At 67.8% G+C, this 16,704-nt stretch carries 13 protein-coding genes; 10 read left to right on the top strand and 3 right to left on the bottom strand.

Annotated elements, in window-relative coordinates; genetic code table 11:
• Positions 1–18 precede the first annotated feature (18 nt).
• The 6 genes from KBY88_RS11005 to purF all read left to right on the top strand — a co-directional run bounded on the left by KBY88_RS11005 (position 19) and on the right by purF (position 8,361).
• Positions 19–594 (top strand): alpha/beta hydrolase, encoded by a 576-nt coding sequence (locus tag KBY88_RS11005; protein ID WP_315858123.1) that lies wholly within the window; start codon positions 19–21, stop codon positions 592–594.
• Between the two features lie 71 nt (positions 595–665).
• A complete protein-coding gene (gene thrC / locus KBY88_RS11000) occupies positions 666–1,769 on the top strand; it encodes a threonine synthase (RefSeq protein ID WP_254939980.1) in 1,104 nt (367 codons plus the stop codon).
• 547 nt (positions 1,770–2,316) lie between these two features.
• Positions 2,317–3,468, top strand: coding sequence for a DNA polymerase III subunit beta (gene dnaN, locus KBY88_RS10995; RefSeq protein WP_254939979.1), 1,152 nt, complete (start codon positions 2,317–2,319; stop codon positions 3,466–3,468).
• 4 nt (positions 3,469–3,472) lie between these two features.
• On the top strand, positions 3,473–4,348 hold the full coding sequence (locus KBY88_RS10990) for an RNA methyltransferase (RefSeq protein ID WP_254939978.1): 876 nt from the start codon (positions 3,473–3,475) through the stop codon (positions 4,346–4,348).
• A 108-nt stretch (positions 4,349–4,456) separates the two neighbouring features.
• Positions 4,457–6,826, top strand: coding sequence for a phosphoribosylformylglycinamidine synthase subunit PurL (purL, locus tag KBY88_RS10985; RefSeq protein ID WP_254939977.1), 2,370 nt, complete (start codon positions 4,457–4,459; stop codon positions 6,824–6,826).
• Positions 6,827–6,894: 68 nt separating this feature from the next.
• Positions 6,895–8,361, top strand: coding sequence for an amidophosphoribosyltransferase (gene purF / locus KBY88_RS10980; RefSeq protein WP_254940006.1), 1,467 nt, complete (start codon positions 6,895–6,897; stop codon positions 8,359–8,361).
• A gap of 87 nt (positions 8,362–8,448) precedes the next feature.
• On the opposite strand, the gene KBY88_RS10975 is transcribed toward purF, so the two are convergent.
• The 3 genes from KBY88_RS10975 to queG form a co-directional block, all read right to left on the bottom strand.
• On the bottom strand, positions 8,449–10,905 hold the full coding sequence (locus KBY88_RS10975) for a DNA gyrase/topoisomerase IV subunit A (RefSeq protein WP_254939976.1): 2,457 nt from the start codon (positions 10,903–10,905) through the stop codon (positions 8,449–8,451).
• Between the two features lie 77 nt (positions 10,906–10,982).
• Positions 10,983–11,888 (bottom strand): tetratricopeptide repeat protein, encoded by a 906-nt coding sequence (locus KBY88_RS10970; protein ID WP_254939975.1) that lies wholly within the window; start codon positions 11,886–11,888, stop codon positions 10,983–10,985.
• 27 nt (positions 11,889–11,915) lie between these two features.
• Positions 11,916–12,851: a tRNA epoxyqueuosine(34) reductase QueG gene (gene queG, locus KBY88_RS10965; protein ID WP_254939974.1), complete on the bottom strand. Its 936-nt coding sequence runs from the start codon at positions 12,849–12,851 to the stop codon at positions 11,916–11,918.
• Between the two features lie 31 nt (positions 12,852–12,882).
• On the opposite strand from queG, the gene KBY88_RS10960 reads away from it, so the two are divergent.
• From KBY88_RS10960 to ftsY, 4 genes are read left to right on the top strand one after another with little or no spacing between them, the layout of a single operon-like run.
• Positions 12,883–13,536 (top strand): HpsJ family protein, encoded by a 654-nt coding sequence (locus KBY88_RS10960; protein WP_254939973.1) that lies wholly within the window; start codon positions 12,883–12,885, stop codon positions 13,534–13,536.
• 52 nt (positions 13,537–13,588) lie between these two features.
• On the top strand, positions 13,589–14,338 hold the full coding sequence (locus KBY88_RS10955; protein ID WP_254939972.1) for a DUF502 domain-containing protein: 750 nt from the start codon (positions 13,589–13,591) through the stop codon (positions 14,336–14,338).
• Between the two features lie 25 nt (positions 14,339–14,363).
• Positions 14,364–14,978 carry a transcription antitermination factor NusB gene (gene nusB / locus KBY88_RS10950; RefSeq protein WP_254939971.1) on the top strand — a complete coding sequence of 205 codons (615 nt, stop codon included), beginning with the start codon at positions 14,364–14,366 and terminating at the stop codon, positions 14,976–14,978.
• Positions 14,979–14,981: 3 nt separating this feature from the next.
• On the top strand, positions 14,982–16,625 hold the full coding sequence (ftsY, locus tag KBY88_RS10945; protein ID WP_254939970.1) for a signal recognition particle-docking protein FtsY: 1,644 nt from the start codon (positions 14,982–14,984) through the stop codon (positions 16,623–16,625).
• The last annotated feature ends 79 nt before the right edge of the window (positions 16,626–16,704 follow it).

The following is a 16,704-nucleotide window of genomic DNA, read 5'->3' as shown; positions in this document are numbered from 1 at the left end:
CACGAATGGAGTCCAACCTTGCGACAGCCCCTTAAGGCCATGGGTTCCCTGCTGGGCCTGGCCCTGACCGCCCTGCCCCTGGGTGCCCAGGCCGCCGAGCAGGTGGTGTTCGTGAGTGGCGCCTTCCGGCGCTCGATCCCTGTCGCTGATCTGGAGTTGCTGGCCAAGACCGGCCAGGCCGAGGGCCTGCTGGCGGATGTGTTGCGGCTGGGCAGGCAGAAACCCCAGGACGTCGCGAAGCTTCTCAACCAACGGATCAGCCTGCCGCTGGTGCTCACCAGCCGACTGCTCAACACCCGTATCGGTGAGGCGGTGCTCAACCGGGTCTCGGCGATCGTGTACCCCTTGAACGCCAAGGGCGTGGCGGTTCCTGCCCTGCGGGCAGCCACGATCATCGGGCTCAAGGACAACAGCGACAGCCTTTCCGCCGTCGCCTTCCTGCGCGCCTACCCCAACGACGATCTGGCGATCAGCCTTCCTGCCCTGCTCAGCACCGTGAGCAAAGCCAGCTCAATCGCCGAGTTGGTGCGCTTCTTCTCGGAATCGCCCCTCGATGGCCTCAAGGCACCGGGTCCCTCGAAGGGTCCCTCCTGAGACTGAGAGACAGCTCCACGGGAGCTCACGCCCCTGAAGCGTAGATTCGGCCTATCCACCCATCCGCCGTTGTGCCGCTGCTTTCCTCCCTGCGCAACCTGGGCAGAAAGTCGGCCTTCCAGGATTGGCCCGGACTGATCGAGGGCTACCGGCGCTGGTTGCCGGTGTCCGAGCGCACCCCGGTGATCACCCTGCGCGAGGGGGGCACGCCGCTGATCCCGGCGCCCGCCGTGGCCGAACGCATCGGCCGTGGCGTGAAGGTGTTCCTCAAGTACGACGGTCTCAATCCCACCGGCAGCTTCAAGGACCGGGGCATGACCATGGCGATCAGCAAGGCCAAGGAGGCCGGCTCGAGCGCGGTGATCTGCGCCAGCACGGGGAACACCTCTGCGGCGGCGGCCGCCTACGCCCGCCGGGCCGGCATGCGCGCCTTCGTGCTGATCCCCGACGGCTACGTGGCCCAGGGAAAACTGGCCCAGGCCCTGCTCTACGGCGCTGAGGTGCTGGCGGTGCGCGGCAATTTCGACCAGGCCCTGACGATCGTGCGCGAGGTGGCCGAGCGCTACCCGGTCACCCTGGTGAATTCGCTCAATCCCTACCGCCTGCAAGGCCAGAAGACCGCCGCCTTCGAGGTGGTGGATGCCCTTGGTGACGCCCCCGACTGGCTCTGCATCCCCATGGGCAACGCCGGCAACATCAGCGCCTACTGGATGGGCTTCCAGGAGTACCGCCAGGCGGGCCTGAGCCGCAAGTTGCCCAGGATGATGGGCTTTCAGGCCAGCGGTTCCGCCCCGCTGGTGCTGGGCCACACGGTGGAGCAACCGGACACCATCGCCACGGCCATCCGGATCGGCAACCCGGCCAACCGGGAAAAGGCCCTGAAGGTGCGTAGCGAGAGCGGTGGCGCTTTCAACGCCGTGACCGACGCCGAAATCGTGAAGGCCTACAAACTGCTGGGCAGCCAGGAGGGTGTGTTCTGTGAACCCGCCAGTGCCGCTTCGGTGGCGGGGCTGCTGCAACAGGCCGATGTGGTGCCGGCCGGGGCCACGGTGGTCTGCGTGCTCACGGGCAATGGTCTGAAGGATCCCACCTGCGCGATCGAGAACAACGATGCTGCCTTCCACCCCGATCTGAATCCCGACCTGGCCACGGTGGCCCAGGTGATGGGCTTCTAACACCGCGCCCTGCGGCGGACGCGTCCCAGGGATGGAGCCCTGCAACCGACCCCAAGGGTCGGTTTTTTTAGGCCCATGGAGCGTCTCATGCCCCCGGAAGAAGCGGTCCGGGTCTCCGTTGGTGACCAGTCATTCCTGAAACTGGTCGAGGGGGTAACGGGGGAAAAGAGCGCCAGAAACGGGGAAAAGCACGGACGGGGGTGAGTCATGGATGGTCATTGTTTTTCCCCAGTCCGGGGAAAGAGTGGAAAACAGCTCGAAATCACGGCTCTCGCTCTCGCTCTCCCCAGCGAATCTCGATGACGATCCATTCTCTTGCAAGACTTTTGCGGACTTTTCCACGATTTCCACAGCCCCTACGGCTACGAAGTTTTTGATTACTTGGATTCAATCCTTTCTTGATCCGTAGAACGTCCTTGATCAGGCCACCCCAACGGGACCTGGAGGCCGGAAGGTCCGAGGAACCGTTGCGGATCGCGACGCCTTGTGGAAGCGTGGTGTCGCCCGTGATGGGCCATCCTTCTCTCCAAGCCCAGGGTCTGCGCCGATGAAGCTGGTCTGCTCCCAGGCCGAACTGAATGCCAGCCTCCAGCTGGTGAGCCGGGCGGTGTCCGCGCGACCGAATCATCCCGTGCTCGCCAACGTGCTGTTGACGGCGGATGCGGGTACCGGTCGCTTGAGCCTTACTGGCTTTGATCTCAGTCTTGGCATCCAAACCAGCCTGCCGGCCTCGGTGGAATCCAGCGGCGCCATCACCCTGCCGGCACGCCTGTTCGGCGAAATCGTCTCGCGCCAGGCCAGTGACAGCCCGATCACCCTGGTCAACCTCGAGGAGAGCGAGCAGGTGGAGCTCACCAGCCTCTCCGGGAGCTATCAGGTGCGCGGTCTGGCTGCCGAGGATTTTCCTGAGCTGCCCCTGCTGCAAACGGGCGTGCCGATTCGTCTCGAGGCCGAGGCCTTGGTCCGGGGCCTGCGCGCCACCCTGTTCGCCAGCAGCGGCGACGAGGCTAAGCAGCTGCTCACGGGCGTGCACCTGAGCCTGGAGGGGAACGATCTGGAGTTCGCCGCCACCGACGGCCACCGACTCTCGGTGCTGCGCTTGACCAACGCCTTGCCTGGGGCGGCTGCCGAAGCGGGAGAAGGGGAGCCCTTCGCTGTGACCGTGCCCGCGCGCTCCCTGCGGGAGCTGGAGCGGTTGCTCTCGGCGCGCCAGTCCGCCGATCCGGTCAACCTTTTCTACGACCGCGGCCAGGTGGTGTTCCTCTGGGGCGACCAGGTGGTCACCAGCCGCAGCCTCGATGGCACCTACCCCAATTACCGCCAGCTCATCCCCGACAGCTTCAACCGCGTGCTGGAGATCGACCGTCGTGGCCTGATCGCCGCCCTCGAGCGCGTGGCGGTGCTGGCGGACCAGTACAACAACGTGGTCAAGCTCAGCAGCGACCCCGCCAGCGGCCAACTCTCGATCAGTGCCGATGTCCAGGACGTGGGCAGTGGTTCAGAGGCCCTGGCGGCGGTGATCAGCGGCGAGCCGATCCAGATCGCCTTCAACGTGCGCTATGTCCTGGAGGGCCTCAAGGCGATCGTCTCCGAACGGGTGGAGTTGCGCGTGAACGCTCCCACCACCCCCGCGGTCCTGGCGCCGGTGGAGGGTGGGGCCTTCACCTATCTGGTGATGCCCATTCAGATTCGGACCTGAGCCCGTGGCCCTGCCGGAGCACCTGCTGCTCAGTGATCTGCTTCGGCTGCGGGTCCGCTGTGATCAGGGTCTCGACCATGGCGCCGGGCAGCAGGGCTGGATGCATCCGCCCGTGCATCGGCTGTTGGGCTGGGTGAGCAAGCCCGTTGGCTTTGGCTCCCGCCCCATGGTGTGGCGGCTGAATCAACTGCGCGGCCTGGGGGAGCACGAGGCCCTGGTGCAGGGTCCGTCGACGGCCACCGACGCCGACACCCTGGCCCGGCTGCCGACGTTGCTGGAGGCGGTGCTCATGGGGCGTTCCGGGGATCCCCTCGGCACCCTGGTGGATCTGGCGGTGGAGCTGCGCACGGGACGGATCCTGCACTATCTGGTGTCCCGCAGCGATCCCCGTCTGCCGGGCAGTAGCCGTTGGCGGCTTTCCCCTGATCGGATCGTCGATCAGCAGCCCGGCCAGGTGGTGAGCGCCGTGGGCGGCCTCGATGACCTGCCCCTGGCCAAGGCCAGCCTGCGCCAGGAGTTCCTGCAGCGTTCCCGCCGCTGGCGGGCCCAGGTGGGCCAGGAGACCGCCCGGCTGCGGGATCAGTTCCAGCAGGCGGGGGACCGTTTCGAGGACCGGCTTGAGGGCTGGATGGAGGAACCTCCCTGGGACGAACCCGCCAGGGGCGAGACCATCCCAGACGAGCTGGATCGCGAGCAACGGCAGGAGCCATGGGAGGCCTTCGAGGCTGAGCAGGCCTGGGAGGGGAGGCCGGAACCTTCCGACGACTGGGAGCGCCTGCGCCCCCCGGTGGGCGAGGACGCCGTTGACGACGAACCCTGGACCCCGCCGGTCCGCCGCCGCCGCCGGACCCCCCGCCCCGACGAAGATCCCTGGATCTGAGTGCTCCAAAAGGTCGTTCTCCATCCACTGGTGGGGCCGGGTGGAAGCCCGAATCCTGAAACGCCTGACCCCCCTCAGCCAGACTGATCAGCACTTGAGCGTGCCGCCGTGGTTGCCACCACCACCTTCTCCGTTGCCGAGGCGCTGCGCAAGGAGGGGCTCTCCCAGGCTGACTACGACGAGATCGTCCGTCGGCTCGGGCGGGCGCCCAACCGCGCTGAATTGGGCATGTTCGGAGTGATGTGGTCGGAGCACTGCTGCTACCGCAATTCGCGCCCCCTGTTGCGGGGCTTTCCCACCGAGGGGCCCCGCATCCTGGTGGGACCGGGGGAGAACGCGGGCGTGGTGGACCTGGGGGAGGGTCAGCACCTGGCCTTCAAGATCGAAAGCCACAACCACCCCTCCGCCGTGGAGCCCTTCCAGGGGGCGGCCACGGGCGTGGGCGGCATCCTGCGCGACATCTTCACCATGGGGGCGCGGCCGATCGCCCTGCTCAATGCCCTGCGCTTCGGCCCGTTGGAAGACGAGCGCAACGTGGGTCTGATGGAGGGGGTGGTGGCCGGCATTGCCCACTACGGCAACTGTGTTGGGGTGCCCACCGTGGGCGGCGAGGTCGCCTTCGACCCCAGCTACAGCGGCAACCCGCTGGTGAACGCCATGGCTCTGGGGTTGATGGAAACGCCCGAGATCGTGCGCTCCGGCGCCGAGGGCGTCGGCAATCCGGTGGTTTATGTGGGCAGCACCACCGGCCGCGATGGCATGGGTGGCGCCAGCTTTGCCTCCGCCGAGCTCACCGCCGCCTCCCTCGACGACCGCCCTGCCGTGCAGGTGGGGGATCCGTTCCTGGAAAAGGGCTTGATCGAGGCCTGTCTGGAGGCGTTCAAGAGCGGTGATGTGGTGGCTGCCCAGGACATGGGCGCCGCTGGGTTGACCTGCAGTTGTTCGGAGATGGCCGCCAAGGGTGGGGTGGGGGTGGAGCTGGATCTCGATCGGGTCCCTGCCCGAGAGGCCGGTATGAGCGCCTACGAGTACCTGCTTTCGGAGTCCCAGGAACGCATGCTCTTCGTGGTGCGGGCCGGGCGGGAGGAGCCTCTGATGGAGCGCTTCCGCCGCTGGGGTCTCCAGGCCGCGGTGGTGGGCCGGGTGCTCGCCGAGCCGATCGTGCGCGTGCTTCAGCATGGCGAGGTGGCGGCGGAGGTGCCCGCCAACGCCCTGGCCGATGACACCCCGATCAACCACCACGAGCTGATCAACGAGCCACCGGCCGATCTGCTCGCCCACTGGCACTGGCGTGAGGATCAGCTTCCTGAGGCCAGCATCGACGGCATCGCCATCGCCAAGGGAACTCTGGGCTGGGCCGCCGTCTTGGAGAAGCTGCTGGATGATCCCACCATTGCCAGCAAGCGCTGGGTCTGGCGCCAGTACGACCACCAGGTGCAGGCCAACACCGTGGTGCCTCCTGGCGGTGCCGATGCCGCCGTGGTGCGCCTGCGTCCCCAGCAGGGGGAGGGCTCCCTCACCGCAGTGACGCGCGGGGTGGCGGCCACGGTGGATTGCCCGAATCGCTGGGTGGCCCTTGATCCCGAGCGCGGCGCGATCGCCGCGGTGGCGGAGGCGGCCCGTAACCTCAGCTGCGTTGGCGCCGAGCCCCTGGCGGTCACCGACAACCTCAATTTCCCCTCCCCTGACACCGACCGGGGCTACTGGCAGCTGGCCCTGGCCTGCCGGGGCCTGGCGGAGGCCTGCCGTGCCCTGGGCACCCCCGTGACCGGTGGCAACGTCTCCCTCTACAACGAGACCCGGCTGAGCGACGGACAGATGCAGCCGATCCACCCCACGCCCGTGGTGGGCATGGTGGGTCTGGTGCATGACCTGGCCCAGGTCACCGGTCTGGCCTGGTGTACCCCTGGGGATGCGATCTGGTTGCTGGGGGTTCCCCTGGAAACGATCTGTGAAACCGCCGCCAACGAAGAGCGCCTGTCGCTGGCGGGCAGCAGTTACCTGGAGTGCATCCACGGCCTGGTCACCGGTCGGCCACCGCGCACTGATCTGGAGCTGGAGGTGCGGGTGCAGGCGTTCCTGCGCCTGGCGATCGCCTCAGGGCTGGTGACCTCCGCCCACGACCTGGCCGATGGCGGCTTGGCGGTGGCCCTGGCGGAAGCCTCGATCGCCTCGGGGCTGGGGGCCACGGTGCAACTGCCTCCCGGGGAAGTGCGGCTCGATCGGTTGCTGTTTTCCGAGGGGGGCGCCCGTCTGTTGGTGTCGGTGCCGGCGTCCCGGACAGGCCCTTGGCAGGCTGCCCTCGAGAGGGCCGGTGCCTTGGCTGATCAGGCTTGGGCCGAGCGCCTGGGGCAGGTGATCACCGAGCCCCAGCTCACCCTCAGCCGAGGGGATCAGCTGGTGCTGACCAGCGCCCTTGCCCCTCTGGCTGAACGCTACGAGCAGGCCCTTCCCCGGCGCCTCGGTGCCCGGGGCTGAGGCAGACTGTGAACAATCACTTGACAGCGCCCGACCCTGTGTCGCTCAGCGAACATCCCGAAGGATCGGTGAGCACCGCTGATCGTGACGAACGCCCTGACAAACCCGAGGAAGCCTGCGGTGTGTTCGCCGTGCTGGCTCCAGGGCAGCAGGTGGCCAATCTCACCTACTTCGGGCTCTACGCCCTGCAGCATCGGGGCCAGGAATCAGCGGGCATTGCTGTCTTCAACGGCGACAAGGTGCGGTTGCACAAGGACATGGGCCTGGTGAGCCAGGTGTTCGATCAGGATGTGCTGGCGCGCATGCCGGGTGTCTTAGCGGTCGGCCACAATCGCTACTCCACCACTGGCAGCAGCCGCGTCTGCAACGCGCAGCCCGTGGTCTTGATGACCCGTCTGGGTCCCTTCGCCCTCGCCCACAACGGCAACCTCGTCAACGCCGGTGAACTGCGCGAGGCGATCGCCGCCACCGATGCCGAGCTCACGTCCACCACTGATTCGGAGCTGATCGCTTTCGCGTTGCAGGAGGCGGTCAACGGTGGCCTGGGTTGGAAGGAGGCGATTCGCGCTGCCGCCGGCCGCTGCCGCGGTGCCTTCAGCCTGGCGATCGGTACCCCAGGAGCTCTTTTTGCCCTGCGCGATGGCCACGGCATCCGGCCGTTGGTCTTCGGTTCGTTTGGCGAGGATGGAGACCACCACTGGGTGGTGAGCAGCGAAAGCTGCGGCCTCGACATCATCGGCGCCACTTACCTCGACGAGGTGGCCCCCGGCGAACTGGTGCAGTTCCGTGCAGGCGACCTCGAACCCGAGCGCTCCCGCTGGAGCATGCAGCCCACGAAGCTGTGCGTGTTCGAGATGATTTACTTCGCTCGCCCGGACAGCCGTTTCTTTGGTGAATCGCTCTACAGCTACCGCTGCCGGATCGGTGAGGTGCTGGCCAGGGAGTCAGCGGTGGAGGCTGATCTGGTGATTGGTGTGCCCGATTCGGGGATTCCGGCGGCGATCGGTTTTTCCCAGGCGAGCGGCATCCCCTTCGCCGATGGTCTGATCAAGAACCGCTATGTGGGGCGTACCTTCATCCAGCCCACCCAGGCGATGCGGGAGGCGGGAATTCGCGTGAAGCTCAACCCTCTCCCCGACGTGCTCAGCGGCAAGCGCATCGTGGTGATTGATGACTCGATCGTGCGCGGCACCACAAGCCGCAAGCTCGTGGCGGCCCTGCGGGAGGCGGGGGCCACCGAGGTGCACATGCGCATCAGTTCGCCGCCGGTCACCCATCCCTGCTTCTACGGCATCGACACCGATAACCAGGATCAATTGATTGCCGCGCGGCTCTCTCTCCAGCAGATCGAGGCGCATCTCGGGGTCGATTCCCTGGCCTATCTCAGCAAGGAGGGCATGGTGGAAGCGGCGCATGCGGCGTCGACCAACTTCTGCACGGCCTGCTTTGACGGGAAATACCCGATTGAGATGGAGGAAGAGATGCGCTCCAGCAAGTTGATGCTCGAGCCAGCGGGGCTGGCGGCCTCGCTCTGAGCAGCCCCAGGGCGCTGCACTGCCCTCAGGAGTGAGCCTCTAGGCAGGGTGGGACGAGGACCGCCGGGGCCAATCCGTTGAATCGTCTCAGCGGATCAGGGGCACGAGCTCCCTCACGCGTTCGCCCTCGCCCAGGGGATAATGTTCACCGCTGCCAGGGGCGTCCTGGGTTTCGAGTTGGTCGGCGTTGAACCGGAAATGGCGCTTGTCGCCCACCAGCACGCTCACCAGCCCCGACCCCAGTCCCTGGAGATCCACCAACTGATCGCTGCGCTCCTGGAAGCGCAGCCCGATCTGCCCCAGATCCCCCCGCTCGCAGCGGCGCAGGCCGCCGGCCCGCAGGCGCTTGAGCTGTCCACCGGTGCTGGCGAGTAGCACGTCGTCGCTTGCTCCGGCGGTCACCGCGCCCACCACGGTTTCACCCGGCAGCAGGCGCATCAGCACTGGCCCCTGGGCACTGCGCCCCATCAGCGGCAGGTTGACTTCGTTCACCGCCAGTTTCAGCACCCGACCGGTGCTGCTGGCCACGATCAGGTCATCTCCTTCTCGGCAGGTCACCACCCGCTGAAGCTCCACGCCATCGCGAAGCTTGAGCACCGTGACGGCCCGGCCGGAGAGCTCCTGGAATTCGCTCGTCGGCAGGCGCTTGAAGCGGCCATCGCTGCTGAGCAGCCCCAGGCTGAGGGAGGCATCGCCCACGAGGGGAAGCACCTGCACCACGCGTTCGCCCTCGAGGCTTTCGGGGAGGAATTTCTCAAGGTTCCCCGTTTGCTGGCCAGCAAACTCCCAGCGCAGCAGGGCCGCTCGGCCGCTGCTGGTGAAGGCCAGCAGGCTGGGTTGGCCTGCGATCGGCAGGATCAGACGGGCCGGAGCCGGGTGTTCCCCCAGATCCACGGGCTCGTCCAAATGCAAGCGCCCCAGCAGCTGGGGGGCGACGATCCTCACCTGGCCATCGGCGCTGATCACCAACCGGCCATCACTGGCCAGGGCCCCGTAGGCCTGTTGGCGCTGGCGTTCGGCATTGGGTCGCACGGCCGCCGCCCGCTGGGCCACCAGGGCATCGCCCCCCTCCACCAGGCGGGTGCGGCGGGGGGTGGCAAAGCGCTTCCTGAGCGCCTTGAGCTCACGGACCAGGGCCTCCAGCAGGCTGTCGCGGTTGTCGAGCAGCTCCCGCAGCCGTGTGCGCTCTCCCCGCAGCTCCTCGGCTTCGCTGCGCAGGCCGTCTTGTTCCAGGCTGGTGAGCCGTCGCAGGGGCATGGCGAGCACGGCGTCCGCCTGGCGTTCGCTCAGGCCAAGCTGCACCTGCAGGCTGGCCCGGGCTGAGGCCGCGTCTGCGGCCGCCTGGATCAGGGCGATCACCCGTTGCAGGGCGTCGAGGGCCTTGATCAGACCCTCCACCACCTCCAGGCGGTCTTCGGCGCGCTTGAGAGCGTGGTTGGTGCGGCGGATCATGGTGTGTTCGCGGTACTCCAGGAACCGCTCCAGCAGTTGGCGCAAGCTCAGTTGCTGGGGTTTGCCGTCCACCAGGGCCAGCAGGATCGCGCCGAAGTTGCTCTGCAATGCCGTACGGCGCTGCAGTTCGCCGAGCACGTTCGTGGCTTCGGCATCGCGGCGCAGCTCCACCACCACGCGCATGCCGTCGCGGTCGCTTTCGTCGCGGATGTCGGCGATGCCGCCGATCTTGCCGTCGTTCACCTGCTCGGCCAGTTTCTCGATCCAGCCCGCCTTGCTCAGCTGATAGGGAAGCTCAGTGATCACAACCGCGGCGCGACGGTGGCGGCCCTTGCCGGGCTGCACTTCTTCGATGTGGGCGACCCCGCGCATGGGGATGCTGCCGCGGCCGCCCAGGTAGGTGTCACGCACACCGCTGCCGGTGAGCACCTCGCCTCCGGTGGGAAAGTCGGGGCCTGGCACGAGCTCCAGCAGCTTGTCGTCGCTGAGGTCGGGCTTGCGCACCAGGGAGATCAGGGCATCCACCACCTCGCCGAGGTTGTGGGGTGGGATGTTGGTGGCCATCCCCACGGCGATGCCCGAGCAGCCGTTCAGCAGCAGGAAGGGCAACTGGGCGGGGAGCACCGTCGGCTCCTGTTGGGAGCCATCGAAGTTGGAGGCGAAATCAACCGTGTCGTTGCCGATTTCATCGAGCAGCGCCTCATGGGAGATCGGCGCGAGCCGTGTCTCCGTGTAACGCATGGCGGCGGCCGGGTCGTCGTCGACGGAGCCGAAATTGCCATGGCCATCCAGTAGAGGATGGCGACTGGCGAAGGTCTGCACCAGCCGCACCAGGGCGTCATAGACCGCCTGGTCGCCGTGGGGATGGTACTTGCCCAGCACATCCCCCACCACCCGCGCGCATTTGCGGTAGGGCCGATCAGGGGTGAGACCCAGCTCGTGCATCGCGAACAGGATGCGCCGCTGCACGGGCTTGAGACCGTCGCGCACGTCCGGCAGGGCCCGCCCCACGATCACGCTCATGGCGTACTCGAGGTAAGAGCGCTGCATCTCCTGATGCAGGGCGATTGGCTGGATGCGCTCCTCGGCCATCCGGGTTCGGGCTGTGGTGGCGGAAGGCGCTCAGCCTACAGATGGCGCCCCAGCCCCCCCTGCGCCTTGCCGCCCCGCTACTCGCTTGCTTCGGGGCTGCCCATGCTGGCATTCACCAGGGCCCGGTCCACCGCCTGTTTAAGTTCAGGCCGACCCAGCAGCCGCTGGGTGGCGGCCCGCAACTTGGTGCCCCAGAGCTGTTCCTTCTGGTACGACTCCAGCACGTAGTTGGGTTCGCTGCCGAGGGCCTGTTTGGCCAACCGCAGCGCTTCTTCGCCCTGGCCGCCGCCCTGGAGGGCCGCGGCCAGGGCGAGGGTGGGTTCGGCGGCGTTGGCCTTGACCTGCAGGGCCTGCCGCCAGCGGTCGATCGCCTCCCGCGTTTGCCCCATCTCGAACAGCACCAGGGCCTGGTTGTTGATCGCTTCCCAGAAGCCCTTGCGTAGGGATGCCGCCTTCTCGAACGAGCTCAGGGCCGCGGAAGGGTTGTTCAACAGGAGATGGGCGTTGCCCAGATCGAAGTAGGCACCAGGGTTCTTGCTCTCCAGCTTGAGACCCTGTTCCAGGTAGGTCATCGCCTGTCGGGGCTGGCCATCCCGCAGGGCCAGGGAGCCCTGGGCGAACAGGATGCCAGGGTTGCGGGGGTCCAGTTGTTTGGCCCGCGCCAGGGCTTTGGAGGCTTCCTTGGTCTGGTTGCTGCGCAACTGCGCCTCCGCCAGCAGCACCCATCCCCGGGGGTCAGCGGGCAGCAGCTGCACGGTCAGGGCCGCCAACTTGGCGGCATCTTCCGCCTGGCCCAGCCGCAACAGGCGGGTGGCCGCCTGGGCGATCCCCAGTCCGGAAGCCTCCAGCTCCTGGGAGCGGGGGATGTAGACATAGGGCACCAGGGCCTGGGCCGCCGGGGCTGTTCCCACCACGAGGCCTCCAGCTGTCAGGCCAATCGCCAGAGGAGCGGCCACCATGGACCGCAACCAGCGGGGGGTCATTGAGGTCATCCGGTATCAAGGAGCAGCCTAGGATCCCGGCCCCAGGGTGGCTCTGATGTTTCGGCGCCACATCCAGGGTTTGATGCGCCGCAGGGCCGAGGCCCGCAGCCGTTCATCCCAGGCGGCATCGTTCCAGCCCAGGGCTTCCTCCGCCCGCAGATCCAGCATCCAGGGCCGGGGCTGCACATCGGGGTCTTTGGAAGGCTCCAACCTCGGCCCGTTCCAGGGGCAGACGTCCTGGCAGATGTCACAGCCCGCCACCCAGTTGCCCAGGCCCGCCTTGATGGGCTCCGGCAGGCTGGGCTCACGGCTTTCGATCGTGTGAAAGGCCAGGCAGCGCCGGGCATCGACCACGAAGGGTTCACTTATCGCCCCGGTGGGGCAGGCCTCCAGGCAGCGGCTGCAGCTGCCGCAGAGGGGCTCGGCGGGACGGTCGGCCGGCAGCTCCACGGTGGTGAGTAGATGGCCCAGCAGCAGCCAGGAGCCCTTTTGGGGATGGATGAGGTTGGCGTTCTTGCCGATCCAGCCCAGCCCAGCCTCTTCGGCCCAGGCCTTGTCGAGCAGCGGGGCGCTGTCCACGCAAACGCGCCAGCGGCTGGACGGCACCTGACCCTCCAGCCAGCGCCCCAGCTGTCGAAGGCGCCCGTCGATCACCCGGTGGTAATCCCGACCCCAGCCGTAGCGGGCGATGGCCAGGGCGCCGGGGACGCGCTCGGCCGCCACGTGGTAGCTCAGCCCCACCGCCACCAGGCTGCGCACACCGTCCAGCAGCGTTTCCACCCGGGCGCGGCGCGGGTCAGCCATCCAACCCATGGAGCCCTGGTGGCCCGCCTGGAGCCAGCGCTCCAGGGCGGCGGTGCGCAGGCGGAGCTGGCCGCCACCGGGCACGGCGGCGATGCCGACCGGAGCGAAGCCCAGCCCCATCGCCTCCTGTTTCAGCCGCTCGGCCAGCTCGGTTCTCACCCGTACAGTTGCGCGACACCGTCATCTTGCTGTGACCACCCTTGCCGCCTCCGGGCGCTTTTCCACCGTTGTGCGCTGGCTTGGCCTCACCCTCGTGGTGCTGCTCCTGCTGCAGCTCACGGCCACGTTGATCCCCTGGGCCTGGGGAGAGGAGGCCTTCCGTCAGTTGCTGGTGGAGCGGCTCGTGAGCCAGGCGCCCCTGGCTCTGCTGGGCTTGCTGCTCGTCCTGCTCTCCTCTCGCCTGGACCATCCCAACGAGAGGCACACCCCCGTGCGCTGGCTGGTCACGGGCATCAGCGCCGTGCTGGCGGTGGCCCTGCTGGTGGCCGTGCCGGTGTCGATCAGCGGTGATCGGGCCCTCGCCGACCAGGCCGAGCAGCAGCTCGCCTCCCAGCGCAGCCAGGTGCAGGCGGCCCGTGCCCAGTTGCAGAACCCCCTGGCGATCCAGCAGCTCGTGGCCCAGTTGGAGCAGACGGGTCAGCTGCCTCCGGGCGGGACGGCCGAGCAGAAACTGCAGTTGGTGAAGACGCAGTTCGAAAGCCGCCTGCAGCAGGCGGAAAAACAGATCCAGCAGGCCGAGCGGGCCCGCGACCTCTCGACCAACCAGCGTCGGTATGGCGGCACCGGCTCCGCCCTTGTGCTGGCGGTGGCCTTCACCCTGCTGGCGCTCGCCTCGGCGCTCTGAGGCTGGCTAAGTTGCAGGTAGATCTACGACCGCCGGACCGCCGGGTCGCCACTTGGTTCCAACCAGCCCCCGAACCGATCAGCCGCTGCCCAGCAGGCTCCAGCAGGATCTTAAGAACGACCTGATCGCAGGTCTGCTGGTGGTCATCCCGCTGGCGACCACCATCTGGCTGGCCACCACGGTCAGTCGCTTCGTGCTGGCGTTCCTGACCTCGATCCCCAAGCAGTTCAACCCGTTCAACACGCTCAACCCTCTGCTCCAGGAGCTGATCAACCTCGGCGTCGGCCTGCTGGTGCCCTTGCTGGGGATCCTGTTGATCGGCCTGATGGCCCGCAACATCGTCGGGCGCTGGCTGCTGGAGTTCGGCGAGGGCACCTTGCTGCGCATCCCTCTGGCGGGCTCCGTCTACAAGACCCTTAAGCAGCTGCTGGAAACCTTCCTGCGCGACAACTCCAGCCGCTTTCGGCGGGTGGTGCTGGTGGAATATCCGCGTGAAGGTCTTTACGCCCTCGGTTTCGTCACCGGTGTGATCGGTTCGACGGTGCAGGCAGGTTTTCCCCAGCCGATGCTGAGCGTGTTCATTCCCACGGCCCCCAACCCCACCACCGGCTGGTACGCCGTGGTCCCAGAAACAGCCGTTCAGGATCTCGACCTCTCGGTGGAGGATGCTTTCCGAACGATCATCTCGGCCGGCATCGTCAGCCCCGATGAGCGGGAAACCCCGGCCAGCCGTAGTTTCTCCAGCCTCCTGGCCCAGTTGCGCGCCCCCTCTTACTCCACGTCCCCCCCCAACAAGGCCTGAGCTTCGGCCGGCCGCTCAGGTGCCCATGCAGAGTCGATCCGTCGCCAGAGAACTGGCCCTGCTGATGCTGGGCCAGACCAACGACCGCGTTCCCGCTCCCGATCTGGCCCTCGATGGTCTGCTCAACCAGGCCATCGCTAGCTTGGCTCAGCTGGTGCGTGAGGCGCTCGATCGTTCCGCCAGCGCCCTCCAGGAGGCCCAGCAACACCTGCTCGACAGTGAACTTCTCGATGGCACGGAGCGGCTGCCCCAGGTCAGGGACCACCTGCAGCAGGGGCTTTCCCAGGCCGAGCTGGCGCTCAATCAGCTTTCCGCCAGTCTGGAGATTCCCCGGCTGTTGCTGCTGGCTGACCAGGAGGAGGTGCGGCGCGGCGCCTTGGAGCGCACCAGGGCGGTGCTCAAGCGCCGGGAGGCCCTCGATGCCCGCCTCGATGGGGTGATGGAGGGTTGGCGGCTCACCCGCCTGCCGCGCATCGACCGGGACATCCTGCGTCTGGCGGCGGCGGAGATCGAGGCCTTCGGCACGCCGCCGGCCGTTGCCTGCAACGAGGCCGTGGAGTTGGCCCATCGCTACAGCGACGAGCAGGGCCGTCGCATGATCAACGGCGTGTTGCGCCGGTTCACCCAGGCGGTTTCCTGAGCGATGGTCTTCAACTGGTTCCAGCGGGGCCGTCGTGTGGCCAGTGAGGGCGATGCCGGGGTGCCCCCCCCCGGGCCCGAGTCGCCTGCGGACCCCCGCCCGGCCACGGACCCCCCTGCGGCTGAACCCCCCAGCCCCGGAGCCCTTGCTCCCGCCGGTGGTTCAACCCCCGATGGCGAGGCCGGCAGGGACTCTTCACCGACGGCACCCGCTCCCAGTCCAGCCCTTTCCGCACCACTCCCGCCACCACCACCCAGGGGTGTCAGCCCCGATCAGGCCCGCGACGAGGCCCTGGAGTGGGCCCGCGAGGCCTATGCCCGGTTGAAGGACAAGCAGGAGGCCGAGCGCCAAGCGGCGGCGGCCACCGCTACGACCGTGGCTGCGCCTCCGGCGCCGGGGCGGAGCGCCATCGAAGCAGCGGTCCCGACTCCCCCCGAGCGCTCCTCCACAGATGCTGGCGCCCCAGAACCAATGGCAATGGGTCAGGGCCTGTCCCTGCTCGAGCGGGCGGCGGCCGAGCGTCGTCAGCGCCAAGAGGCGTTGCTGGAGCGTGCCCCCGGGACGCCGACCGCTGCAGCCCAGGCCCCAGCGTCGGGTTCAGTCCCTGCGCCGACCCTTGAGGATCAGCCCCAGCTGGGGGCCTTCGACGCCGACTTCACCTGGTCGGCGGAGGTGTTGGCGGCCCAGGGGCGCCGGGTCGACCAGGTGTCGCTGGAGGAAATCGACTGGCTCTCGCGCCTGCGGCGGGGGATGGAGAAGACCCGCCAGGGGCTGGTGTCCCAGCTGCTCGAAACCTTCGGCGATGACCCGCTGGGACCGGAGGTGCTCGATGAACTCGAATCGCTGCTGCTGCGCGCCGATGTGGGCGTGAAGGCCACCGATCAGGTGCTCGAGGCCCTGCGCCGCCGCCTGAACGTGGAGGTGGTCGATCCCTCGGAGGGGATCCGCTTTCTCAAGCAGCAGCTCCAGGGACTTCTGGAGGAGCCGATCACGGCCAGCGGCCAGTCCCTGCTGGCTCCCGCACGGGGCCGCCTGAACGTCTGGTTGCTGGTGGGGGTGAACGGCGTCGGCAAGACCACCACCCTGGGCAAGCTGGCCCATCTGGCGGTGCGCAGCGGCTACTCCTGCCTGATCGCCGCCGCCGACACCTTCCGGGCCGCGGCGGTGGAGCAGGTGAAGGTCTGGGGTGAGCGCAGTGGTGTGGCGGTGATTGCCAACGCCTCAGCCAACGCTGATCCCGCCGCCGTGGTCTTTGATGCGATCGGGGCGGCCCAGTCCAGGGGGCTCGATCTAGTGCTGGTGGACACCGCCGGACGGTTGCAGACCAAGCACAACCTGATGGAGGAGCTGGCCAAGGTGAGGCGCATCGTTGATCGATTGGCGCCGGAGGCGGCGGTGGAATCCTTGCTGGTGCTTGATTCCAGTCAGGGCCAGAACGGTCTGCGCCAGGCGATGGCCTTCGCCAAGGCCGCCGGTCTCACGGGCGTGGTGCTGACCAAGCTCGACGGCAGTTCCCGGGGCGGGGTGGCGGTGGCGGTGGCGTCGGAGGCCGGCTTGCCCATCCGTTTCATCGGCGCCGGTGAAACCATCCGCGATTTGCGTCCCTTCAACAGTTTCGAGTTCGTCGAAGCCCTGCTGGCCACCTGAGCCTGCCTCCGGGGCGCAGCCACCCCTTCCAGTTTTCATCGCCCCGTCCGACCGCTGAATCGCTGCTACCTTTCGGGTC

Origin of the sequence: Cyanobium sp. Morenito 9A2 (assembly GCF_024345575.1) — a bacterium.
Taxonomy (GTDB): Bacteria; Cyanobacteriota; Cyanobacteriia; order PCC-6307; family Cyanobiaceae; genus ATX-6F1.
Note: the sequence above shows the minus strand (reverse complement) of the source record. Positions and strands in the feature narration are given on the sequence as shown.